Below are 16,291 nucleotides of genomic sequence, written 5' to 3' on the forward strand. Positions count from 1 at the left end.
GGCAAGAAGGCAGACATGGTACTGCTGCAGGCCACCGACAGCATCGAGGCCATCCGCCTCAAGGCAACCCGGCTTGCTGTCATCAAGGGCGGACGCGTGATCGCTCGCACGGCACCGCGGCAGACGGCACTGGCCCTGCCCGATCGCCCGACCAGGCTCGACCCCGCCCGCGTCGGCCCAAGCGCCAACTGATTATCGACAGCCCTTTTTGAGGCGAGCCTTTTCATGACCGATACCGTTCTCGACCGCTTCCTGCGCTATGTGCAGATTGACACCCAGTCCGATGGTTCTTCGCCGAGCCAGCCTTCGACCGAAAAGCAGAAGGACCTGAGCCGCCTGCTGGTCAGCGAATTGCTGGCCATCGGCTTTGCCGACGCAGAGATGGATAGCAATGGCTATGTCTATGCCACCGTGCCGGCCAATACCGACAAGGACGTGCCTGTTATCTGCTTCTGCTCGCATGTGGATACGGCGCCCGATTTCAGCGGCACGGGCGTCAAGCCGCAGATCATAAGAAGTTATGCCGGCGGCGACATCACCCTCGTTGGCGATAAGAGCCGCGTCATCCGCGTTGCCGAGCACACTGAGCTCAATAACCAGATCGGCAATGATCTCATCACCACCGATGGCACGACGCTGCTCGGGGCAGATGACAAGGCTGGCGTTGCTGAAATCGTGACGGCGGCGGAAATTCTGCTGAAGGACAAGTCCATCCCACATGGTGCGATCAGGCTCTTGTTTACGCCGGACGAGGAAATCGGCCGCGGCGTCGACAAGGTCGACCTCGAAAAGCTCGGCGCGCGCTTTGCCTATACGATGGATGGCGAAACCGCCGGGACCATCGAGGACGAGACCTTCTCGGCTGATGGGCTCGAAATCTCCATCACGGGTGTTGCCATGCATCCCGGCTTTTCCAAGGGCCGCATGGAGAACGCGATCAAGATCGCCGGCGAGATCATCGCCCGCCTGCCCCATGAGGTGTCGCCGGAAGGTACCGAAGGGCGCGACGGTTTCGTGCACCCCGTGGGCGTGACCGGCTCGATGGAGAAGGCGACGATCTCGATGATCGTGCGCGATTTCACGGTCGCCGGGCTTCACGAAAAAGAGGCGATGGTCGATGAGATCGCCAAGGCCGTGATCGCGAAATATCCGGGCTCTAGCTATCGCATTGCGGTCAAGGAACAGTACCGCAATATGAAGGAAGTGCTCGACAAGAACCCCGAGATCGTCGAGTTCGCGATTGAAGCCATCCGCCGTGCAGGCATGGAGCCGGTGCGCGGTTCGATCCGTGGCGGCACCGATGGCTCGCGCCTCTCCTTCATGGGCCTGCCCACTGCCAATATCTTTGCCGGCGGCCACGCTTTCCACTCGCCGCTCGAATGGATCAGCCGCCAGGACATGGAAAAGGCAGTCCAGACGATCGTCGAGTTGGCCCGCGTCTGGGAAGAGCGCAGCTAGCAAATTCTGGTGCCGCCCGGGCACTCGCGCACCATCGTACCTCTCAAGCGTCCGGCCTTTGCCGGGCGCTTTATTGTTTTGGTGCTGACCAACAAAGCGGTTGACCGCGTTCCGCAGTCTCTCCAGTTTGGCCACCCCAATCAGGCCCAGCCATAGCGAGTACGAATGACCCGGACGGACTGGACGACAACATGGCCTGCGCTGCGAGCAATCATTGGCCAATTCTGGCGCGCATCCCACTGGACCCTGGCCGGCATCGTGCTGGTCACCCTCGCCGGTTCTATCCTCAGCATCGCCACGCCCTATGTGTTTTCCCGGCTTGTCGACGAACTGACTGCCGGCAATCTCGCGGCCGGGATCGGTGCGGCCTTTGTGGGCTATGCGGTGTTGCGGGGTTTTGAGACCCTGTTCTCCTATGGAACCAACTATCTCTCGTTCATGACCTCGGAAAACCTGCGCTTCATCACCGCAACCGAGTTCTTTGCCAAGCTGCTGAAAAAGCCCGGCACGTTCTTCATCGAGCACAACCCAGTCGCCATTCAGACCGCCCGAAGCCAGGGCGAAGGCGCGGTGCAGACGCTGGTGCAGTTGGGACTCATCGTCTTTGCGCCGGGTATTGCCCAGATCTTCTTTGCCATAGCGCTGCTTGGCGCCACGATCAGCAACGAGCTCGTGGTCATCGTCGTCGTCTATGGGGCGTGCTTCATCACGCTCACCTATTTTGCCAACCAATGGACGCGGCAATTGCTCGATCAGGCAATCGAGGCCAATCAGGATAACGCCCGGTTTGTCGGCAATGCCGTCAATGCCATGGAGACCATTCGCTATTTCAACGGCGATCGCTGGATCAGCGAGCAATTCGCGACCAAGGCGGAGCTGGCGCGCGCGTCATGGGTTGGCTGGTCCTGGCGGCGGATCGGGATGTCAGGCCTGTTCGGGGTCGCTCTCGCCGTACAGCTGGCGCTGACCTATCTGATCATGCTTCCGCGTTTTGAAGCCGGACTAATGAGCGTCGGCGACATCGTGCTGATCAACCTCATCCTGGTGCAGCTCAATCAGCCGTTCGAAATGATCGGCACGGCCATCGACGATGTGATGCGCTCGATCTCGCGCTTCCTGCCCTTTGCTCGCATGTGGGAGGAGCCGGATGACAGCGCCAGCCACGGCAGCAAGCGGTTTGACGGCGGGCCCGGGCGGATCACTTTCGAGAATGTCGGATTTCGCTATGGCGAGCGGCAGACCTTGAACGCGGTGTCCTTTTCGGTGGAGCCGGGGCACCTCAGCTTCATCACCGGGCCGACGGGGTCAGGCAAAACCACGCTCTTTCGCCTGGCGCTGAAGTCGCTGGAGCCGACCGAGGGGCGGATCCTTATAGATGGTGAAGACCTGGCGCTGATTGATCGCACGAGCTGGTATGACGCGATCGGGGTCGTGCCGCAGGATGTCATGCTGCTCAACGATACGCTCGCGGCCAATATTGTTCTGGGGCGTCCCTTTGATGCCGCGCGCATGCGCCAGGCCGCCGCGCGCGCTTCGATCCTCAGTTTCATCGAGAACTTGCCCGATGGGTTCGAGACGACTGTGGGCGAGCGGGGCCTGAAGCTGTCCGGCGGCGAGAGGCAGCGTGTGTCCATCGCGCGTGCTCTCTATGCCAACCCGAAGGTGCTGTTTCTGGATGAGGCGAGTTCGGCGCTCGATGAGGACACCGAGGCGCAGATCATGGGTGAACTGCGCCGTTTCGAGGACATGACCATTTTGGCCATCACGCATCGCCGCAGCGTGATCGGCCCGAACGACCAGATCATCGCCCTCGATCCGCATTCGGCCTAGTCAGCGCGTGGCTAACGCCGCGTCTCCTGCGGGGAAAAGCCGAAGCGGCGTTTGTAGCAGGTGGCGAAATACTGGCTGGAGGAGAAGCCGCATTCGAGCGCAATCTCGGTGACCGTGGCCTCCGCCCTTTCACTCAGCCACTTCTTGGCGGCCTCGAGCCGCACCATCTGCAAGTAGCGCACCGGCGTCATATTGGTGAGCGCCTGGCAATGCTGGGAAAACTGGGTGCGCGACAGCCGGCATTCGGCCGCCATGTTTTCGAGCGTCCAGTCCTCGTCGAGCGCATGCGGCAGGCGATTGAGGAATATCTGCACGGTGCGCTTGGAGCTGGCGAGATCTTCATCGAGCATCGGCGCCTGGCTTTGCAATTGCTGCATGAATTGCAGCAGCATCAGCGAAATCAGGAGGCGCAGGCGAGTTTCATTGCCCGCCACGTCGTGACCGGCGACGATTTCGGCGATGTCGTGAAAGCTGCGCGCGACGTCTCGGCTGGCTGTCAGCACATGCTGCTCGTTGCGCGAGAGCAGCTTGGTCAGGCGCTCGGTGTCGCGCTCGGGCCAGGCCATCCAATCGGGCCAGAGCCAATCTTCGTGCGGGCGACGCACGCCGACATCGAACAGCACCCAGATGATCTGGCTGGCCGAGACGTGCGGGTCGCCGAACTGGTGCAGTTGCCAGGGGCGCACCACGAACATCTGCCCTTCGGTCAACTCGTGACGATGCCCATCGACCTTAAGCACCATGAAGCCGCGGGCCATGTAGGCGATCTTCACGCCCTCGTTGCAGTGCTCCTTGAGGCCCCAATCCTGCGAACGGGCGGCGTCCCAGCCACCTACCGAGAGGACCTGCGGCAGCGCATCGCCCAGCGGCTTGCCGGGATATTTGCGGCGGGTCCAGGCGTTGAGCGTCACCTTGCCGGCGAGCGAGGCCTCATAGAGGTCGGCGCAATTGCCGGCATACATCAGCGCGCCGGGCTCGGTGAATACCGCCGGCCGAGCCAAGGCGTGCAAACGGGCCTCTGCGTTCATGGTCCCCTCCCATGTGCAAATTCTACCAGTGTTATCATTCGAACGCGCGGCCCTCGACAGTGCGCAATGATCACAGCGTTCGCCTCCTGGCCTTGATGCTAGAGAGTCGGACGTCCGGAAGTCAACCAGAGCAGTCAACAAAGAGTGCCAGAGTGACGTCGCGGACAGTGGAGGAGTTTTAGCTGGAGCCAATCGGGGTAGCGTTCAAAATCCGCTGACGGGGCACAATTCAACGATTGTTGTACGTGCCTCAAGGCGAGATTGAGTGGTGCTGATGGGTCCGGCGCGAGGGGAAGAGTATGAAGCTCGGCATCAATCTGCTGTGCTTGACCGACTTCGTGACCGAAGCGCACCTGCCTGCCATCCGGCAGATCAAGGCGCTGGGTTATGATGGCGTCGAGGTGCCGGTTCTTTCCGGCGAGCCATCGCATTATGCGTGGCTGGCAAGAGAGCTGGATGCCATAGGGCTCGAGCGCTGTACGACCTCCATAGTGCCGAGCCCCGATGCCAGCCCGATTTCGTCCGATGCCGAGGTTCGGGCGCGCGGCAGGCAGCATCTCGATTGGGCGCTCGACTGCGCCATTGCGCTCGGCGCGCAAAGCGTCGGCGGGCCGATCCATGCGCCCATCGGCTATTTTACCGGCTTTGGGCCGACGGAGAGCGAGCTATCGTATGGGGCTGAGACCCACCGCGCCCTCGCCACTCGCGCGGCGGCCAATGACATCTATCTCAGCCTCGAGCATCTCAATCGCTTCGAGACCTATTTTCTCAATACGACAGCCCAGTGCCGCGACTATGCGCGCCGCGTTGACCATCCGGCCTGCCGGATCATGTACGACACGTTCCACGCCAATATCGAGGACCGCAACCAGGTTGAGGCCTATGAGACCGTGGCGCCGCATGTCGGCATCGTCCACATCTCGGAGAACGATCGCGGCATTCCCGGGAGGGGACATATCGATTTTCTCTCGATCATGCGGGCCGTGCGGCGTTCGGGCTATGATGGCTGGGTGACGCTCGAGGCTTTCGGAGCGGGGCTGCCCGCCATTGCCGCCGCAACGCGCGTGTGGCGGCCACTCTTTCCAGACTACGACACGCTGTTCGCCGAAAGCGCCGACTTTATCCGCAGGACGTGGGATGCTGCGGGCAGAGAGGCGGCCGCATGACGGACGTTCCGACCATCGAAATGCGCGGCATTTCCAAGTCGTTTCCGGCCGTAAAGGCGCTGCAGGGCGTTTCCTTCACCTGCAGCAAGGGCGAAGTGCATGCGCTGTGCGGAGAGAACGGCGCGGGCAAGTCGACGCTTATCAAGATTCTCTCCGGTGTTTATCGGCCCGATGGCGGCGAGGTGCTGATCGATGGGCAGGAACAGCACTTCAGGCATCCGCAAGAGGCCCTGCTTGCCGGCATTTCGGTGATCTACCAGGAGTTTTCGCTGCTGCCCGAGCGTACCGTGGCGCAGAACCTGTTTCTTGGCCGCGAGCCGATGAAGCGGGGGCTGATCGACAACCGGGCGATGGTTATGGAGACGCGCCGCGTGCTCGGACTATTCTGCGTGCGCCACCATATCGAACCGGAAACGCTGGTGGCCGATCTCGATGTGGCGAGCCAGCAGATGGTCGAGATCGCCAAGGCGATTTCGCTCAATGCCAAGGTCATCGTCATGGACGAGCCGACCGCGGCGCTGAACGAGGCGGAATGTGAGGTGCTGTTCTCGCTCGTTGATCAGTTGCGCGCCTCCGGCACGGCCATTGTCTATATCACCCACCGCATGCGCGAGGTGACCCGCCTCGCCAACCGGGTCACTGTCATCAAGGACGGCGAGGTCACAGCGAGCTTTGACCATGTGCCCGCGCCCGACGTCGTCGTCCGCGCCATGGTTGGCCGCGATATCTCGGAATATTATCCAGAGCCGGCGACGCCAGCCGAAATCGGGCCAGTGGTTTTGGCCGTTTCGAGTGGGTCCAATTCGGCGTTGCGAGATATCAGCCTCGAGCTGCGCTCGGGAGAGATCGTCGGCTTTGCTGGCTTGCAGGGCGCAGGTCGTACGCCGCTTGCCATGGCGCTGTTCGGCGCGGCCCCCTTTACCGCCGGCACGATGACGCTTGATGGGCAGTCGGTTCATCTCACCTCGCCGCGCGACGCTATTCGGGCCGGCATTGGCATGCTGCCGGGCGACCGCAAGGCGCAGGCGCTGTTTCTCATGCAGTCCGTACGCGACAACGGCATGCTGACGGCGCGCAGTTTCGCCAACGCCTTTGGCGGCAAGGATGGCAATCGTTTTGTCGACCTCAACGGCATGAATGCGCTGCTCGACCAAATGAAGGTGCGCGCTCCCTCCTACGAGCAGGAGATGCGCTTCCTTTCCGGCGGCAACCAGCAGAAGGCCATCGTCGCGCGCTGGTTGGCGCTCAAGCCCAAGGTGCTAATCTTCATCGAGCCGACCCGCGGGATCGACGTCGATGCCAAGGCCAGCATCTATCACCTGATGCGTGATCTTGCGCGGGCCGGCACCGCCGTGATGATGGTTTCGTCCGACCTGCCGGAAATTCTCGGTGCGTCAGATCGCATCGTGGTCATGCGCGAGGGGCGGATCGCTGGGCAGTTCGACCGCTCGGCGAGCGAAGCAGAACTCATGATGGCGGCAACCGGCGAGACGGGAGTGGCCGCATGACCGACACTCCCCTGCCCGCCCCAGGTCGGCGCTTCCGCTTCGAACGCCATGCCTCGACGATTCTGCTGCTGGCAGCAGTCACCATCTACATTGCCCTGATCGTCATCATGGGCCAGACGCGTTTCCTGACGCTCGACAATCTGGTGGCCATTCTCGGCCGCTCGATAACCCTGGGCATCACGGCCATCGGTCAGACTTTTGCGATCCTGGTGGCGTCGATCGACCTCAGTGTCGCCAGCCTGATTTCAGCCGCCGCGGTCGTGACGTCCGTGGTGATGAACGGCGATCCGGCCATGATGTTGCCGGCGGTGCTGGCTGTTCTGGCGCTTGGCGTCGTAGTTGGCCTCGTCAATGGGCTCGTCATCACCAAGCTTGAAGTCAATCCACTGATTGCGACGCTGGGTATGTCGCTGATCATCCAGGGCGTTTTGTCCTACTACTACAACAATTTCGCTGGAAACGTGCCGGTCGAGTTCCAGATTTTCGCCTATGGCTCGGTGGGCATCGTCCCCTTCTCGCTGGTCTTCATGTTTGTGCTGGCCGGCTGCGCCTGGTTTGTGCTGCGCTTCACCCGGTTTGGCTCGGACGTCTATTCCGTCGGCGGCAACAGGGATGCGGCGCGGCTTGCCGGCATCAAGACCGACCGCGTCGCCATCGGCGCGCACATGATCTGCTCGCTCTGCGCCGCCATTGCCGGCATCTACCTCGCCTCGCGTTTGCGGTCCGGCGCGCCATGGATCGGGGCTGAGGGCGTCTACGATCTTGAATCCATTGCCGTGGTCGTCATTGGCGGCACCGTGCTCGCCGGCGGACGCGGCGGCATCTGGGGCACCATAGCGGGCGTGATCATCTTCTCGCTCATCGACTCGATTTTTAACGTTGCCGGCGTCGATGCCTTCGTGAAGCAGGTGCTGCGCGGCATCATCATCGTGGCTGCCGTCGCCTTCTATGCCGCCCGTTCGAAGAGGCCCGTCGCATGAGCGCGCAATCCCTGCCCCATATTGCCGCAACCCAGCGGCGCCTCTTCAAGATCAACCCGGTCTATTTGCTGGTTGTGGCTCTGATCCTAGCCATCGTGGTCATGAACCCAGCCTTCGGCGAACCGACCGGCTACATGAACTATTTGAAGCGCGTGACCGCGCTCGCCATTCTCTCGGGTGGCGCGCTCTATGTCATCGTCTCAGGCGGCTTTGATCTCAGCGTCGGCTCGATGATGACGCTGACGGTCATCGGCTCGTCCATGCTCGCCAGCAACGATCCCAATTCGACCTATTGGATCATTCCGCTGATGCTCGGCATGGGGCTTATCGTGGGCCTCATCAATGGGCTCGTCGTCAGCTATCTGAAGGTGCCGTCGCTGATCGCCACGCTGGGCATGATGATCACGCTCAATGGTGTCGCCTTCATGTGGTCCGGCGGCGCGCCGCGTGGCTATCTGCCCGATACGTTCCGCTTCTTCGGGCGCTACAACATTACCGACATACCGGTCATTTCGCTGCTGCCGGTCGCCGTGATCTGCCTCGTCGTTTTCGGAGTGATCCTCTGGTGGGGCATGCACCGCACCAATTTCGGCCGCATGCTGCATGCGGTGGGCGACAACCAGCAGGCGGCGCGTCTGGCGGGAGTGCCAGTCGAGCGGGTGCGTATCTCGGCTTTCGTGATCTCGTCGCTGACGGCGGTGTTGGCGGGCGTCATTCTCGGCGGCCGGGCCGGCGTCTCGGTCAATATCGGTTCGGGCTTTGAGCTGCAGGCGATCACCGCCGCGGTTATCGGCGGCGCGCAATTGCTCGGCGGGCGCGGCTCGGTGCCCGCGACAATTGCCGGCGCCTTGGCGCTCGAGGCCATTTTCACCCTGCTCAATCTGCTTGGTTTGGCACAGCCAGTCCGGCTCGTGGTGCAGGGATTAATTCTCATCGGCGCAGTGGCGTTTGCGACCTACCAGCGCAAGCGTGCCGGCCGATGAGCGGAGACAGGCGGCCATTTCCGGCCGTCTGAGGGAAGAGTGGGAAAACCTCACGAGGGAGGAAGACGTGAAGAAGATTATTTTGGCAGCTGCCGCATTCGGCATGCTGACCGGAGCCGCATTTTCTCAGGCCCCAAACTTTGACGATCCCGCCGAATTCGCCAAGCAGCGCGACCAGTTGACCGCTGCCTTCAACGGCCCGGCGGACAAGCCGTATCTCCAATATGCCGGCGACTCCATGGCCGACACCTCCAAGTTCAAGAAGGAAGGTCCCTGGACGGTTTGCTTCTCGAACGCCGGCGTGAACAATCCCTGGCGCGTGGTCGGCTATACCGACATGACCGAGGAAGTGAAGCTTCACCCCGAGATCGGCACCTTCACCCATGTCGACGCTGAAGGTTCAGACGACAAGCAGATTGCCGATATCGACGACCTGCTGGCGGGCGGTAATTGCAGCGTCCTGATCGTTTCGCCCAACTCCACCGCGGCCCTGACACCGGCCGTTGAAAAAGCCTGTGCGGCAGGTCTGCCTGTCATCGTCTTTGACCGTGGCGTCACTACCAATTGCCCGGTGACCTTCGTTCACCCGGTGGGTGGCTATGGCTTTGGCATCCAGGCAGCCGAGCACATCATCTCCAACGTGCCGGCCGGCGGCAAGGTGCTGATGCTGCGCATCCTGCCCGGCGTCGACGTGCTCGAAACACGCGCCTCGGGCGCCCGCAACATGTTCAAGGAAGCAGGCCTGGCCGTTCTTGGTGAAGAATTCACCGATGGCGACAATGCCAAGACCAAGTCCATTGTTGAAGACTATCTGCAGCGCGGCGCAATCGACGCGGTGTGGATGGACGCAGGCGCCACGGCCGTTGCCGCCGTCGAAGCCTTTGAAGACCAGGGCGTCGACGTTCCGGTCGTTACCGGCGAAGACCAGCAGGACTATCTGCAGAAGTGGCGTGACCTTGGCTTCAAGGGTATTGCCCCGACCTACCCGACCTATCAGTGGCGCACGGCGATCATCGCCGCTGTGAACACACTGAAGGGCGAGCAGGTTCCGAGCCCTGAATGGGTGTTGCCGCAGCCAGCCATCACGCAGGACGTGCTCGACAAGTACATCAACGAAAAGATGCCGCCGCTGCACTACGCCATGTGTGGCTGCGAAGACATGCCGAACTACCCCCAGGCCTGGGGCGGCACGAAGTAAAATTCCCAACGACGACGGCGGGGCGCCCACGGGCGCCCCTTTCTCTTTGTCGAGACGAGGAAAATTGATGAGCATCACCACAGAAGTCCATTGGTCCAAGCCCAAGGGCATGCTGCCCAATTCCCGCTTTCCGCTACTGGTGCACCGCGGCGCCGTACGCGGTGGCGGCGAAGACGCGATGGTGGCGCGGCTACGGGCCAATGGCTGGTTCAACAACTGGCGCTATCCCGGCATCTACACCTATCCACACTTTCACTCGACGACGCATGAGTGCCTCGGCTGTGCGCGGGGGTGGATGGAGGTCGAGTTTTTCGGCGTAGGCGGTGTGAAGGTACGGGTGAGCGCAGGCGACATCGTCGTGCTACCGGCCGGGGTGTCGCATTGCATGATCGACAATGCCGAGGACATTCAGATGGTCGGCGGCTACCCCGATGGCCGCGACTGGGATAATGTACAGGAAGCCAATCTCACCGAAGAAAGCCGCCGCACCGTCGCCAAGCGCATCATGTCACTACCCATTCCGGCGCGCGATCCGGCAACGGGAGAGCCGATGTTCGAATGGCTCGATGCGCCTTCCTCGGTGGATGCAGATCTCAACGATTTTCGTGATGGGCTTGGGGACGGCTAAGGGGCAGACGCTGTCCTCTAGCGCTCCGGCCGAAAGACTTTCCGCCCCTCGACCTCGACCACTCCCGACGGCGGCAGCCGGGCCGAGGTCCGCACTATCAACTCACCGCTGAATACCCGATGCTCTGCCGCGATCTCACCGCTGGAAATCTGGCTCATCAGGACTTCAACGGTGGCCTCGACCATGCGCCGATGTGGCTGGCTCATGGAAGTGACGCCATAGGCGTCCCACTGCGCGGGGCCCACATCGTCATAACCCACGATGGAGATGTCCTCGGGCACGGAAAGACCGAGTTCGTAGCGGGCGACGTCCATCACCGCGACCGCCATGTGGTCGTTGGCCACAAAGAGCGCGTCGGGGCGGTCGGGTCTCGAAAGCAGTTTGCGGGCCGCCGCCTGTGCCCCGGCACGGTCGTAATTTCCGACTTCCACGAGGATGTCCTTGTGACCGGCCTCGCCGAGGACTTCGCGGTAGCCGGCGAGGCGATCGCGGTTGGTGGAGGAACTTTCGAGCCCCGCGATGTAGCCGAAGCGCCGGTGGCCGCCGGCCAGCAGGTACTCGGCGACGCGCCGGCCGCCTTCGCGATTGTGTGTCGTCACGCTCGATACCGCATCGCGCTCGGTGGTGCGATTGAAGAGGACCACCGGAATGCCGGCGGCAGCGCACTCTTCGGAGAGTTCGGAGGAGAGCGAGGTCGAGGCGAGGACGATGCCATCGACCCGGTATTGCATGAGCTGGTCAAAGACCGGATCGCTGTCGCCGCCCGCAAGGCCCGTAAAGAGCAGCAGGCGATAATCTTCCTTGGCCAGCAGCCGCCCCAGTTGCTCAAGCACATCGGGATAAAAGAGATTATCGAGATAGGCCATCACCACCGCGACAATGCGCGAACGATTGGTGATCAGGGAGCGTGCGATGGCGTTGGGGCGATAGCCAAGCTCCTTGGCTGCCGCCAGGACCTTGGCGCGGGTCTCGGGGGAGATGGAAGCGCCGGGCGTGAAGCTGCGCGATACCGCGGACTGGGAAACGCCGGCGCGCTGGGCGACCTGCGACGACGTTACCCCGGTTTTTTTTACTCCGCCGTCCATCCGCCATCCACCAAGAGCGCGGTACCGGTGATCAGGGCTGATGCGTCCGAAGCCAGGAAAACGATCGGGCCCATGATGTCTTCCACGCGGCCCAAGCGGCCCAGCTTGATCTTGGAGAGAACCCAGGAGCGGAAATCGGGATCGCTCAGGTTCTTCGCCGTCAGTTCGGTTTCGATGAAGGTCGGGCAAACGGTGTTGACGCGGATGTTGCTGGCGCCCAGATCGATGGCCAAGGCCTTGGTGAGACCTTCGACGGCGTGCTTGCTAGCGGCATATACGGCGCGGTTGGGGCCGCCGACATGGCCCATTTGAGACGAGACGTTGATGATCGAGCCCGCCTGCCCAGCTTCGTGCAGTTTGCCCACGACTGCCTGCGACACGAAGATCAGCGCGGCAAGGTTAAGCTGCATCACGGCCTGATAGTCGGGCTCGTTGATGCCGGCGACGGAACTATGCCGTGCTGTGCCGGCCGAGTTGACCAGCACATGGAACGGATCGCTTTCGGCGACGAACGCGCGGACCGCGTCAAAGTCGGTAATGTCGATGGCGACACCTTCTGCCGTGAGGCCTGCGTCAGCCATGGCATTTACCACGCGCTCGACATCGGCGGCGGTGCGGGCCCCCACCGTGACATTTGCCCCGGCCTCGGCCAGGGCCACCGAGGCTCCCAGTCCGATCCCGCGCGTGCCTCCGGTGACCAGGGCACGCTTGCCATCGAGACGAAAACTGGGCGTGCGGGGAAGCGTCATTACTCGGCTGCCTCATTTGTTGGCGCCGCAGCGGTACCATAGGGCACGTTGCGGCCGCCATAGCGGCGGACGCGGATATTTGCCTGTTCTGCGTGGCCGACAAAGCCTTCGAGCATGGAGAGGCGCGAGCCATAGGCGCCGATCTTGGCCGAGGCCGCATCGGTCGACACGCTCTGCCAAGTGCAGGTCTTGAGAAACTTTCCGACCCAGAGACCCCCGGTATAACGGGCCGCCTTCATGGTGGGCAGCGTGTGATTGGTGCCGATCACCTTGTCGCCATAGGCCACATTGGTGCGCGGCCCCAAGAAGAGCGCGCCGAAATTGGTCATATTATCCCGGAACCACACGTCGCGATCGGTCATGACCTGCACGTGCTCGGAGGCGATGCGGTCGGCCTCGGTCAGCATTTCCTCGTAGCTGTCGCAGACGATGACCTCGCCGAAATCCGCCCAGGATTTACGGGCGATATCGGCCGTCGGCAGGATGGCGAGGATACGTTCGATCTCGGCCATGGTGTCGCGCGCCAGCTTTTCCGAATTCGTAAGAAGGATTGCGGGGCTTGTGGGGCCGTGCTCGGCCTGCCCCAAAAGGTCGGTGGCGCAGAGTTCGCCGTCGACGGTTTCGTCGGCGATGACCAGCGTCTCGGTGGGACCGGCGAAGAGGTCGATGCCAACGCGACCATAGAGCTGGCGCTTGGCTTCGGCGACGAAGGCATTGCCGGGACCAACGAGCATGTCGACCGGCTGGATGGTCTCCGTGCCTATGGCCATGGCGCCGATCGCCTGGATTCCGCCGAGCACGTAGATTTCGTCGGCGCCAGCCATGGCCTGGGCCGCGACGATGGCCGGCGCTGGCTTGCCGTTAAAGGGTGGCGCGCAGGTGATGACGCGGGGACAACCGGCGACCTTGGCGGTCAGAACCGACATATGTGCCGAGGCCAGCAGCGGATATTTGCCGCCCGGCACGTAGCAGCCTACGGCATTGATCGGCACATGCTTGTGGCCCAGCGTCACGCCCGGCATGGTTTCGACGCTGAGTTCCAGCATCGTATCCCTCTGCCTCTGTGCGAAGTTGCGCACCTGGGCCTGAGCGAACTCGATGTCGTGCAGATCCTGACGGGTCAATTGCGCGATGCAATCGTCGATCTCCGTCTGGCTCAGGCGAAAATCCTTGCGATCCCACTTGTCGAACTTGATCGACAATTCGCGCACGGCCTCGTCGCGGCGCTTTTCAATATCGGCGAGAATCCCTTCGACCGTTGCCCGCACCTGACGGTCCGCTTCGGCCCGCTCCTCGACATTCTTACCGCGCTTCAGCCAGACTGCCATGTTCGCTCCTCCAAAAGAGAGCGGCAAGCTATTGCATACGTATGCAATATGCAATGCTGCTTTTGAGGAGGGATGGTCGGTGGAAGCATTCGAAAAAAATGCCTCGGCGAGCACCCGCCGAGGCATCGGGAACGTATCTAGGGACCGGAAACGACTACTCTTCGGTCTGCCCGGTGAGGCTGAGGAGCAGCTGGAAGATGTTGATGAAGCTCAGATAGAGCGACAGGGCACCCATGACGGCGAGTTTCTGATTGGCCTCGGCGCCCGCGTTTTCAGCGTACTGCTCCTTGATGCTCTGCGTATCCCAGGTGGTGAGGCCCAGGAAGACGAGGATGCCGACCACCGAAACGGCGAACTGCAGCATGCTCGAGCCAAGGAAGATATTGACGATCGAAGCGATGACCACGCCGATAAGGCCCATGATCAGGAAAGAGCCGAACTTGGTGAGGTCGGTCTTGGTCGTATAGCCGTAAAGGCTCATCACGCCGAACATGGCGGCCGAGATGAAGAAGGTGCGGGCAATGCTGGCCCCGGTGAAGACCAGGAAGATCGACGCCATGGAGAGGCCCATGACGGCGCAGAAGGCCCAGAACATGGTCTGCGCGGCGCCGGCCGAGATCGAATTGACCTTAAACGAGAAGAACATCACGAAGGCAAGCGGGGCGAACATCACCACCCATTTGAGCGGCGAGCCGAAGATCGGCACATAGAGTGCCGGGGTCGAGCCGACGAAGAAGGCCACAAGGCCGGTGATGACGAGACCCAGGCCCATGTAGTTGTAGACGCGCAGCATGTGCTTGCGCAGGCCCTCATCAAGGGCGGGGCCGGCCAGGGTGGATGCCGGATTGCTCCAGCGCGATTGTGGCTGCAAGGCCATCATTAGTCTCCGTCAGTATAGGGAATCGAAAAGGGAACCGGCGGCGCGGGACACCTCGCCGGACGGCGCGCTCGCCACGAGCGCATAGGCAATGTCGCCGAACTGCCAATAGGCCGTCGTCGTATCGTCGACGTGGCGTGTGGAAGGACGCTCCACGATGAACTGGCCCGGTCGCGCCGCAAAGAGCGACACGGCACCAAGCTCGCCGGCATTGACGGCAAGCTCGACACTGGGGCCGAAATGGGAGGGGTAGACCTGCACGTCAGTGACCGACCAGCCTTCGGGCAGCTTCGGCATGCGGATGGCCGTCTCGGCGAGGAGTTCGGCCGGGTCGTATTCCGTAACGCGGGGCTGGGAATGCATGCCAGCGCGCAAAGCCGTGATGTGATGCGCCTCGACTGCGGCGGTGACATATTCGGGCACGGCGCTCGACGCGTGGGCGGGCAAGGTGCCGCCGACCTGGGCATGGGCGATCCAGCCGGTGCTGAGGAGGAACGAGGCCGCCATGAGCGGGCGCAGGCGGCGGAAGAATTGGCCGCGCTGCAAGCGCCCTTCCAGCCGCCGCGCGACATCGCCTGTTGCCGGCGAGGGCGGCACTTCGCCGGTCGCGAGGGCAAGGCGCAGTTCGTCGCGCATGCGGAGGTCAGTCATGACCTGGGCCGCGACGTCGGGATTCTGAGACAGCCAGTGCTCGATCTCGATGCGACGAGAAACGTCGAGTTGATCGTCGACATAGGCCGCCAGTTCAAGGGGGTCGACTGTTTCAATGTTCCGCATCATTCGCCTCCTTTGACCAGTTTCAGTGATGGGCCGCTTTCCCAGCGCCGCAGGGCTTCACGTCCGCGCGAAATGCGCGACATGACCGTTCCGGCAGGCACACCCAGGACCACCGCTGCCTCCTCGTAGCTGAGGCCTTCTATGGTCACCAGATGCATCGCCTCACGCTGCTCTTCGGGCAACGTATCGAAGGCGCGCCGCACCTGATTGAGCCGAACGCTGTCGAGCTGGTTGGGCGCAAGGGTATCCGTCGCCTGAGCTGCAAAGTCCCGATCGCGCGCGGCGGCGCTGGCGCCGGAGCGAAGGCGATCGATATGCAGGTTATGCAGGATGGACATCAGCCAGCCTCGCAGATTGCCGGCCGGATTGTAAGTCGCGCTGCGCTCCATGGCCCGCACGAGGGCGTCGTGGACGAGGTCCTCGGCTTCGGCCGGACGCCGCGTCAGGCTCAGCGCATAGCGGCGCAGAGCCGGAAGCTCATCCATGACCTCAGATTTGCGGGGCTTTCGCGGAACCATGGTCTATATACGGACAAAACCGCGCGTCTCTTCCATGGCGGCGTCGAAAAAACTCAGGCGGAGGCCAATTGCGGCTCGACCACGGGTTCGCAAACGCCGGGTTCGAAAAGACCGAGCAGCTGTCCGGCATAGAGATCGAGATCGATCGTGGCGTCATGCGCCCATTGCAGGAGGCCAC

Annotated in this window: 15 protein-coding genes and 1 pseudogene; 9 read left to right on the plus strand and 7 right to left on the minus strand. The window is 62.3% G+C overall.

Annotated features, from left to right (window positions below; all coding sequences use genetic code 11):
- The 3 genes and pseudogenes from J0I64_RS14925 to J0I64_RS14935 form a co-directional block, all read left to right on the plus strand.
- Window positions 1-192: pseudogene (locus tag J0I64_RS14925) on the plus strand (cytosine deaminase); the annotation flags it as partial.
- A gap of 33 nt (window positions 193-225) precedes the next feature.
- Window positions 226-1,458 carry a peptidase T gene (gene pepT, locus J0I64_RS14930; protein WP_291409631.1) on the plus strand — a complete coding sequence of 411 codons (1,233 nt, stop codon included), beginning with the start codon at window positions 226-228 and terminating at the stop codon, window positions 1,456-1,458.
- 165 nt (window positions 1,459-1,623) lie between these two features.
- Window positions 1,624-3,288, plus strand: coding sequence for an ABC transporter ATP-binding protein (locus J0I64_RS14935; protein WP_291409633.1), 1,665 nt, complete (start codon window positions 1,624-1,626; stop codon window positions 3,286-3,288).
- Between the two features lie 11 nt (window positions 3,289-3,299).
- On the opposite strand, the gene J0I64_RS14940 is transcribed toward J0I64_RS14935, so the two are convergent.
- Window positions 3,300-4,316 (minus strand): AraC family transcriptional regulator, encoded by a 1,017-nt coding sequence (locus J0I64_RS14940; RefSeq protein WP_291409636.1) that lies wholly within the window; start codon window positions 4,314-4,316, stop codon window positions 3,300-3,302.
- Window positions 4,317-4,615: 299 nt separating this feature from the next.
- Between J0I64_RS14940 and J0I64_RS14945 the strand changes: the two genes are divergently transcribed.
- From J0I64_RS14945 to J0I64_RS14970, 6 genes are all read left to right on the plus strand, one after another.
- Complete coding sequence (locus J0I64_RS14945; protein WP_291409638.1) at window positions 4,616-5,482, plus strand: sugar phosphate isomerase/epimerase; 867 nt, start codon at window positions 4,616-4,618, stop codon at window positions 5,480-5,482.
- Entirely contained in the window at window positions 5,479-6,990 is a 1,512-nt protein-coding gene (locus tag J0I64_RS14950) for a sugar ABC transporter ATP-binding protein (protein WP_291409639.1), read from the plus strand. The genes J0I64_RS14945 and J0I64_RS14950 overlap by 4 nt, the downstream gene beginning before the upstream one ends.
- Window positions 6,987-7,970 (plus strand): ABC transporter permease, encoded by a 984-nt coding sequence (locus J0I64_RS14955; protein ID WP_291409641.1) that lies wholly within the window; start codon window positions 6,987-6,989, stop codon window positions 7,968-7,970. Before J0I64_RS14950 ends, J0I64_RS14955 begins: the two co-directional genes overlap by 4 nt.
- Entirely contained in the window at window positions 7,967-8,953 is a 987-nt protein-coding gene (locus J0I64_RS14960; RefSeq protein WP_291409643.1) for an ABC transporter permease, read from the plus strand. Before J0I64_RS14955 ends, J0I64_RS14960 begins: the two co-directional genes overlap by 4 nt.
- Before the next feature lie 67 nt (window positions 8,954-9,020).
- A complete protein-coding gene (locus tag J0I64_RS14965; RefSeq protein WP_291409645.1) occupies window positions 9,021-10,151 on the plus strand; it encodes a substrate-binding domain-containing protein in 1,131 nt (376 codons plus the stop codon).
- A 67-nt stretch (window positions 10,152-10,218) separates the two neighbouring features.
- Window positions 10,219-10,779, plus strand: a complete 561-nt coding sequence (locus tag J0I64_RS14970; RefSeq protein ID WP_291409647.1) for a cupin domain-containing protein — start codon at window positions 10,219-10,221, stop codon at window positions 10,777-10,779.
- Between the two features lie 17 nt (window positions 10,780-10,796).
- On the opposite strand, the gene J0I64_RS14975 is transcribed toward J0I64_RS14970, so the two are convergent.
- The 6 genes from J0I64_RS14975 to J0I64_RS15000 all read right to left on the minus strand — a co-directional run bounded on the left by J0I64_RS14975 (window position 10,797) and on the right by J0I64_RS15000 (window position 16,113).
- The gene (locus J0I64_RS14975) at window positions 10,797-11,864 is read right to left on the minus strand and encodes a LacI family DNA-binding transcriptional regulator (protein WP_291409649.1); all 1,068 of its coding nucleotides are present in this window, start codon (window positions 11,862-11,864) and stop codon (window positions 10,797-10,799) included.
- Entirely contained in the window at window positions 11,849-12,613 is a 765-nt protein-coding gene (locus tag J0I64_RS14980) for an SDR family oxidoreductase (RefSeq protein ID WP_291409651.1), read from the minus strand. The genes J0I64_RS14975 and J0I64_RS14980 overlap by 16 nt, the downstream gene beginning before the upstream one ends.
- Entirely contained in the window at window positions 12,613-13,941 is a 1,329-nt protein-coding gene (gene hisD, locus J0I64_RS14985; protein WP_291409653.1) for a histidinol dehydrogenase, read from the minus strand. The genes J0I64_RS14980 and hisD overlap by 1 nt, the downstream gene beginning before the upstream one ends.
- Window positions 13,942-14,095: 154 nt before the next feature.
- Window positions 14,096-14,818: a Bax inhibitor-1/YccA family protein gene (locus J0I64_RS14990; RefSeq protein WP_291409654.1), complete on the minus strand. Its 723-nt coding sequence runs from the start codon at window positions 14,816-14,818 to the stop codon at window positions 14,096-14,098.
- A gap of 12 nt (window positions 14,819-14,830) precedes the next feature.
- On the minus strand, window positions 14,831-15,595 hold the full coding sequence (locus tag J0I64_RS14995; protein WP_366933749.1) for an anti-sigma factor: 765 nt from the start codon (window positions 15,593-15,595) through the stop codon (window positions 14,831-14,833).
- Window positions 15,595-16,113 carry a sigma-70 family RNA polymerase sigma factor gene (locus J0I64_RS15000; RefSeq protein ID WP_291409659.1) on the minus strand — a complete coding sequence of 173 codons (519 nt, stop codon included), beginning with the start codon at window positions 16,111-16,113 and terminating at the stop codon, window positions 15,595-15,597. The genes J0I64_RS14995 and J0I64_RS15000 overlap by 1 nt, the downstream gene beginning before the upstream one ends.
- Between the last annotated feature and the right edge of the window lie 178 nt (window positions 16,114-16,291).

The organism is Devosia sp., assembly GCF_017307565.1.
In the GTDB taxonomy this organism is placed as follows: Bacteria; Pseudomonadota; Alphaproteobacteria; order Rhizobiales; family Devosiaceae; genus Devosia.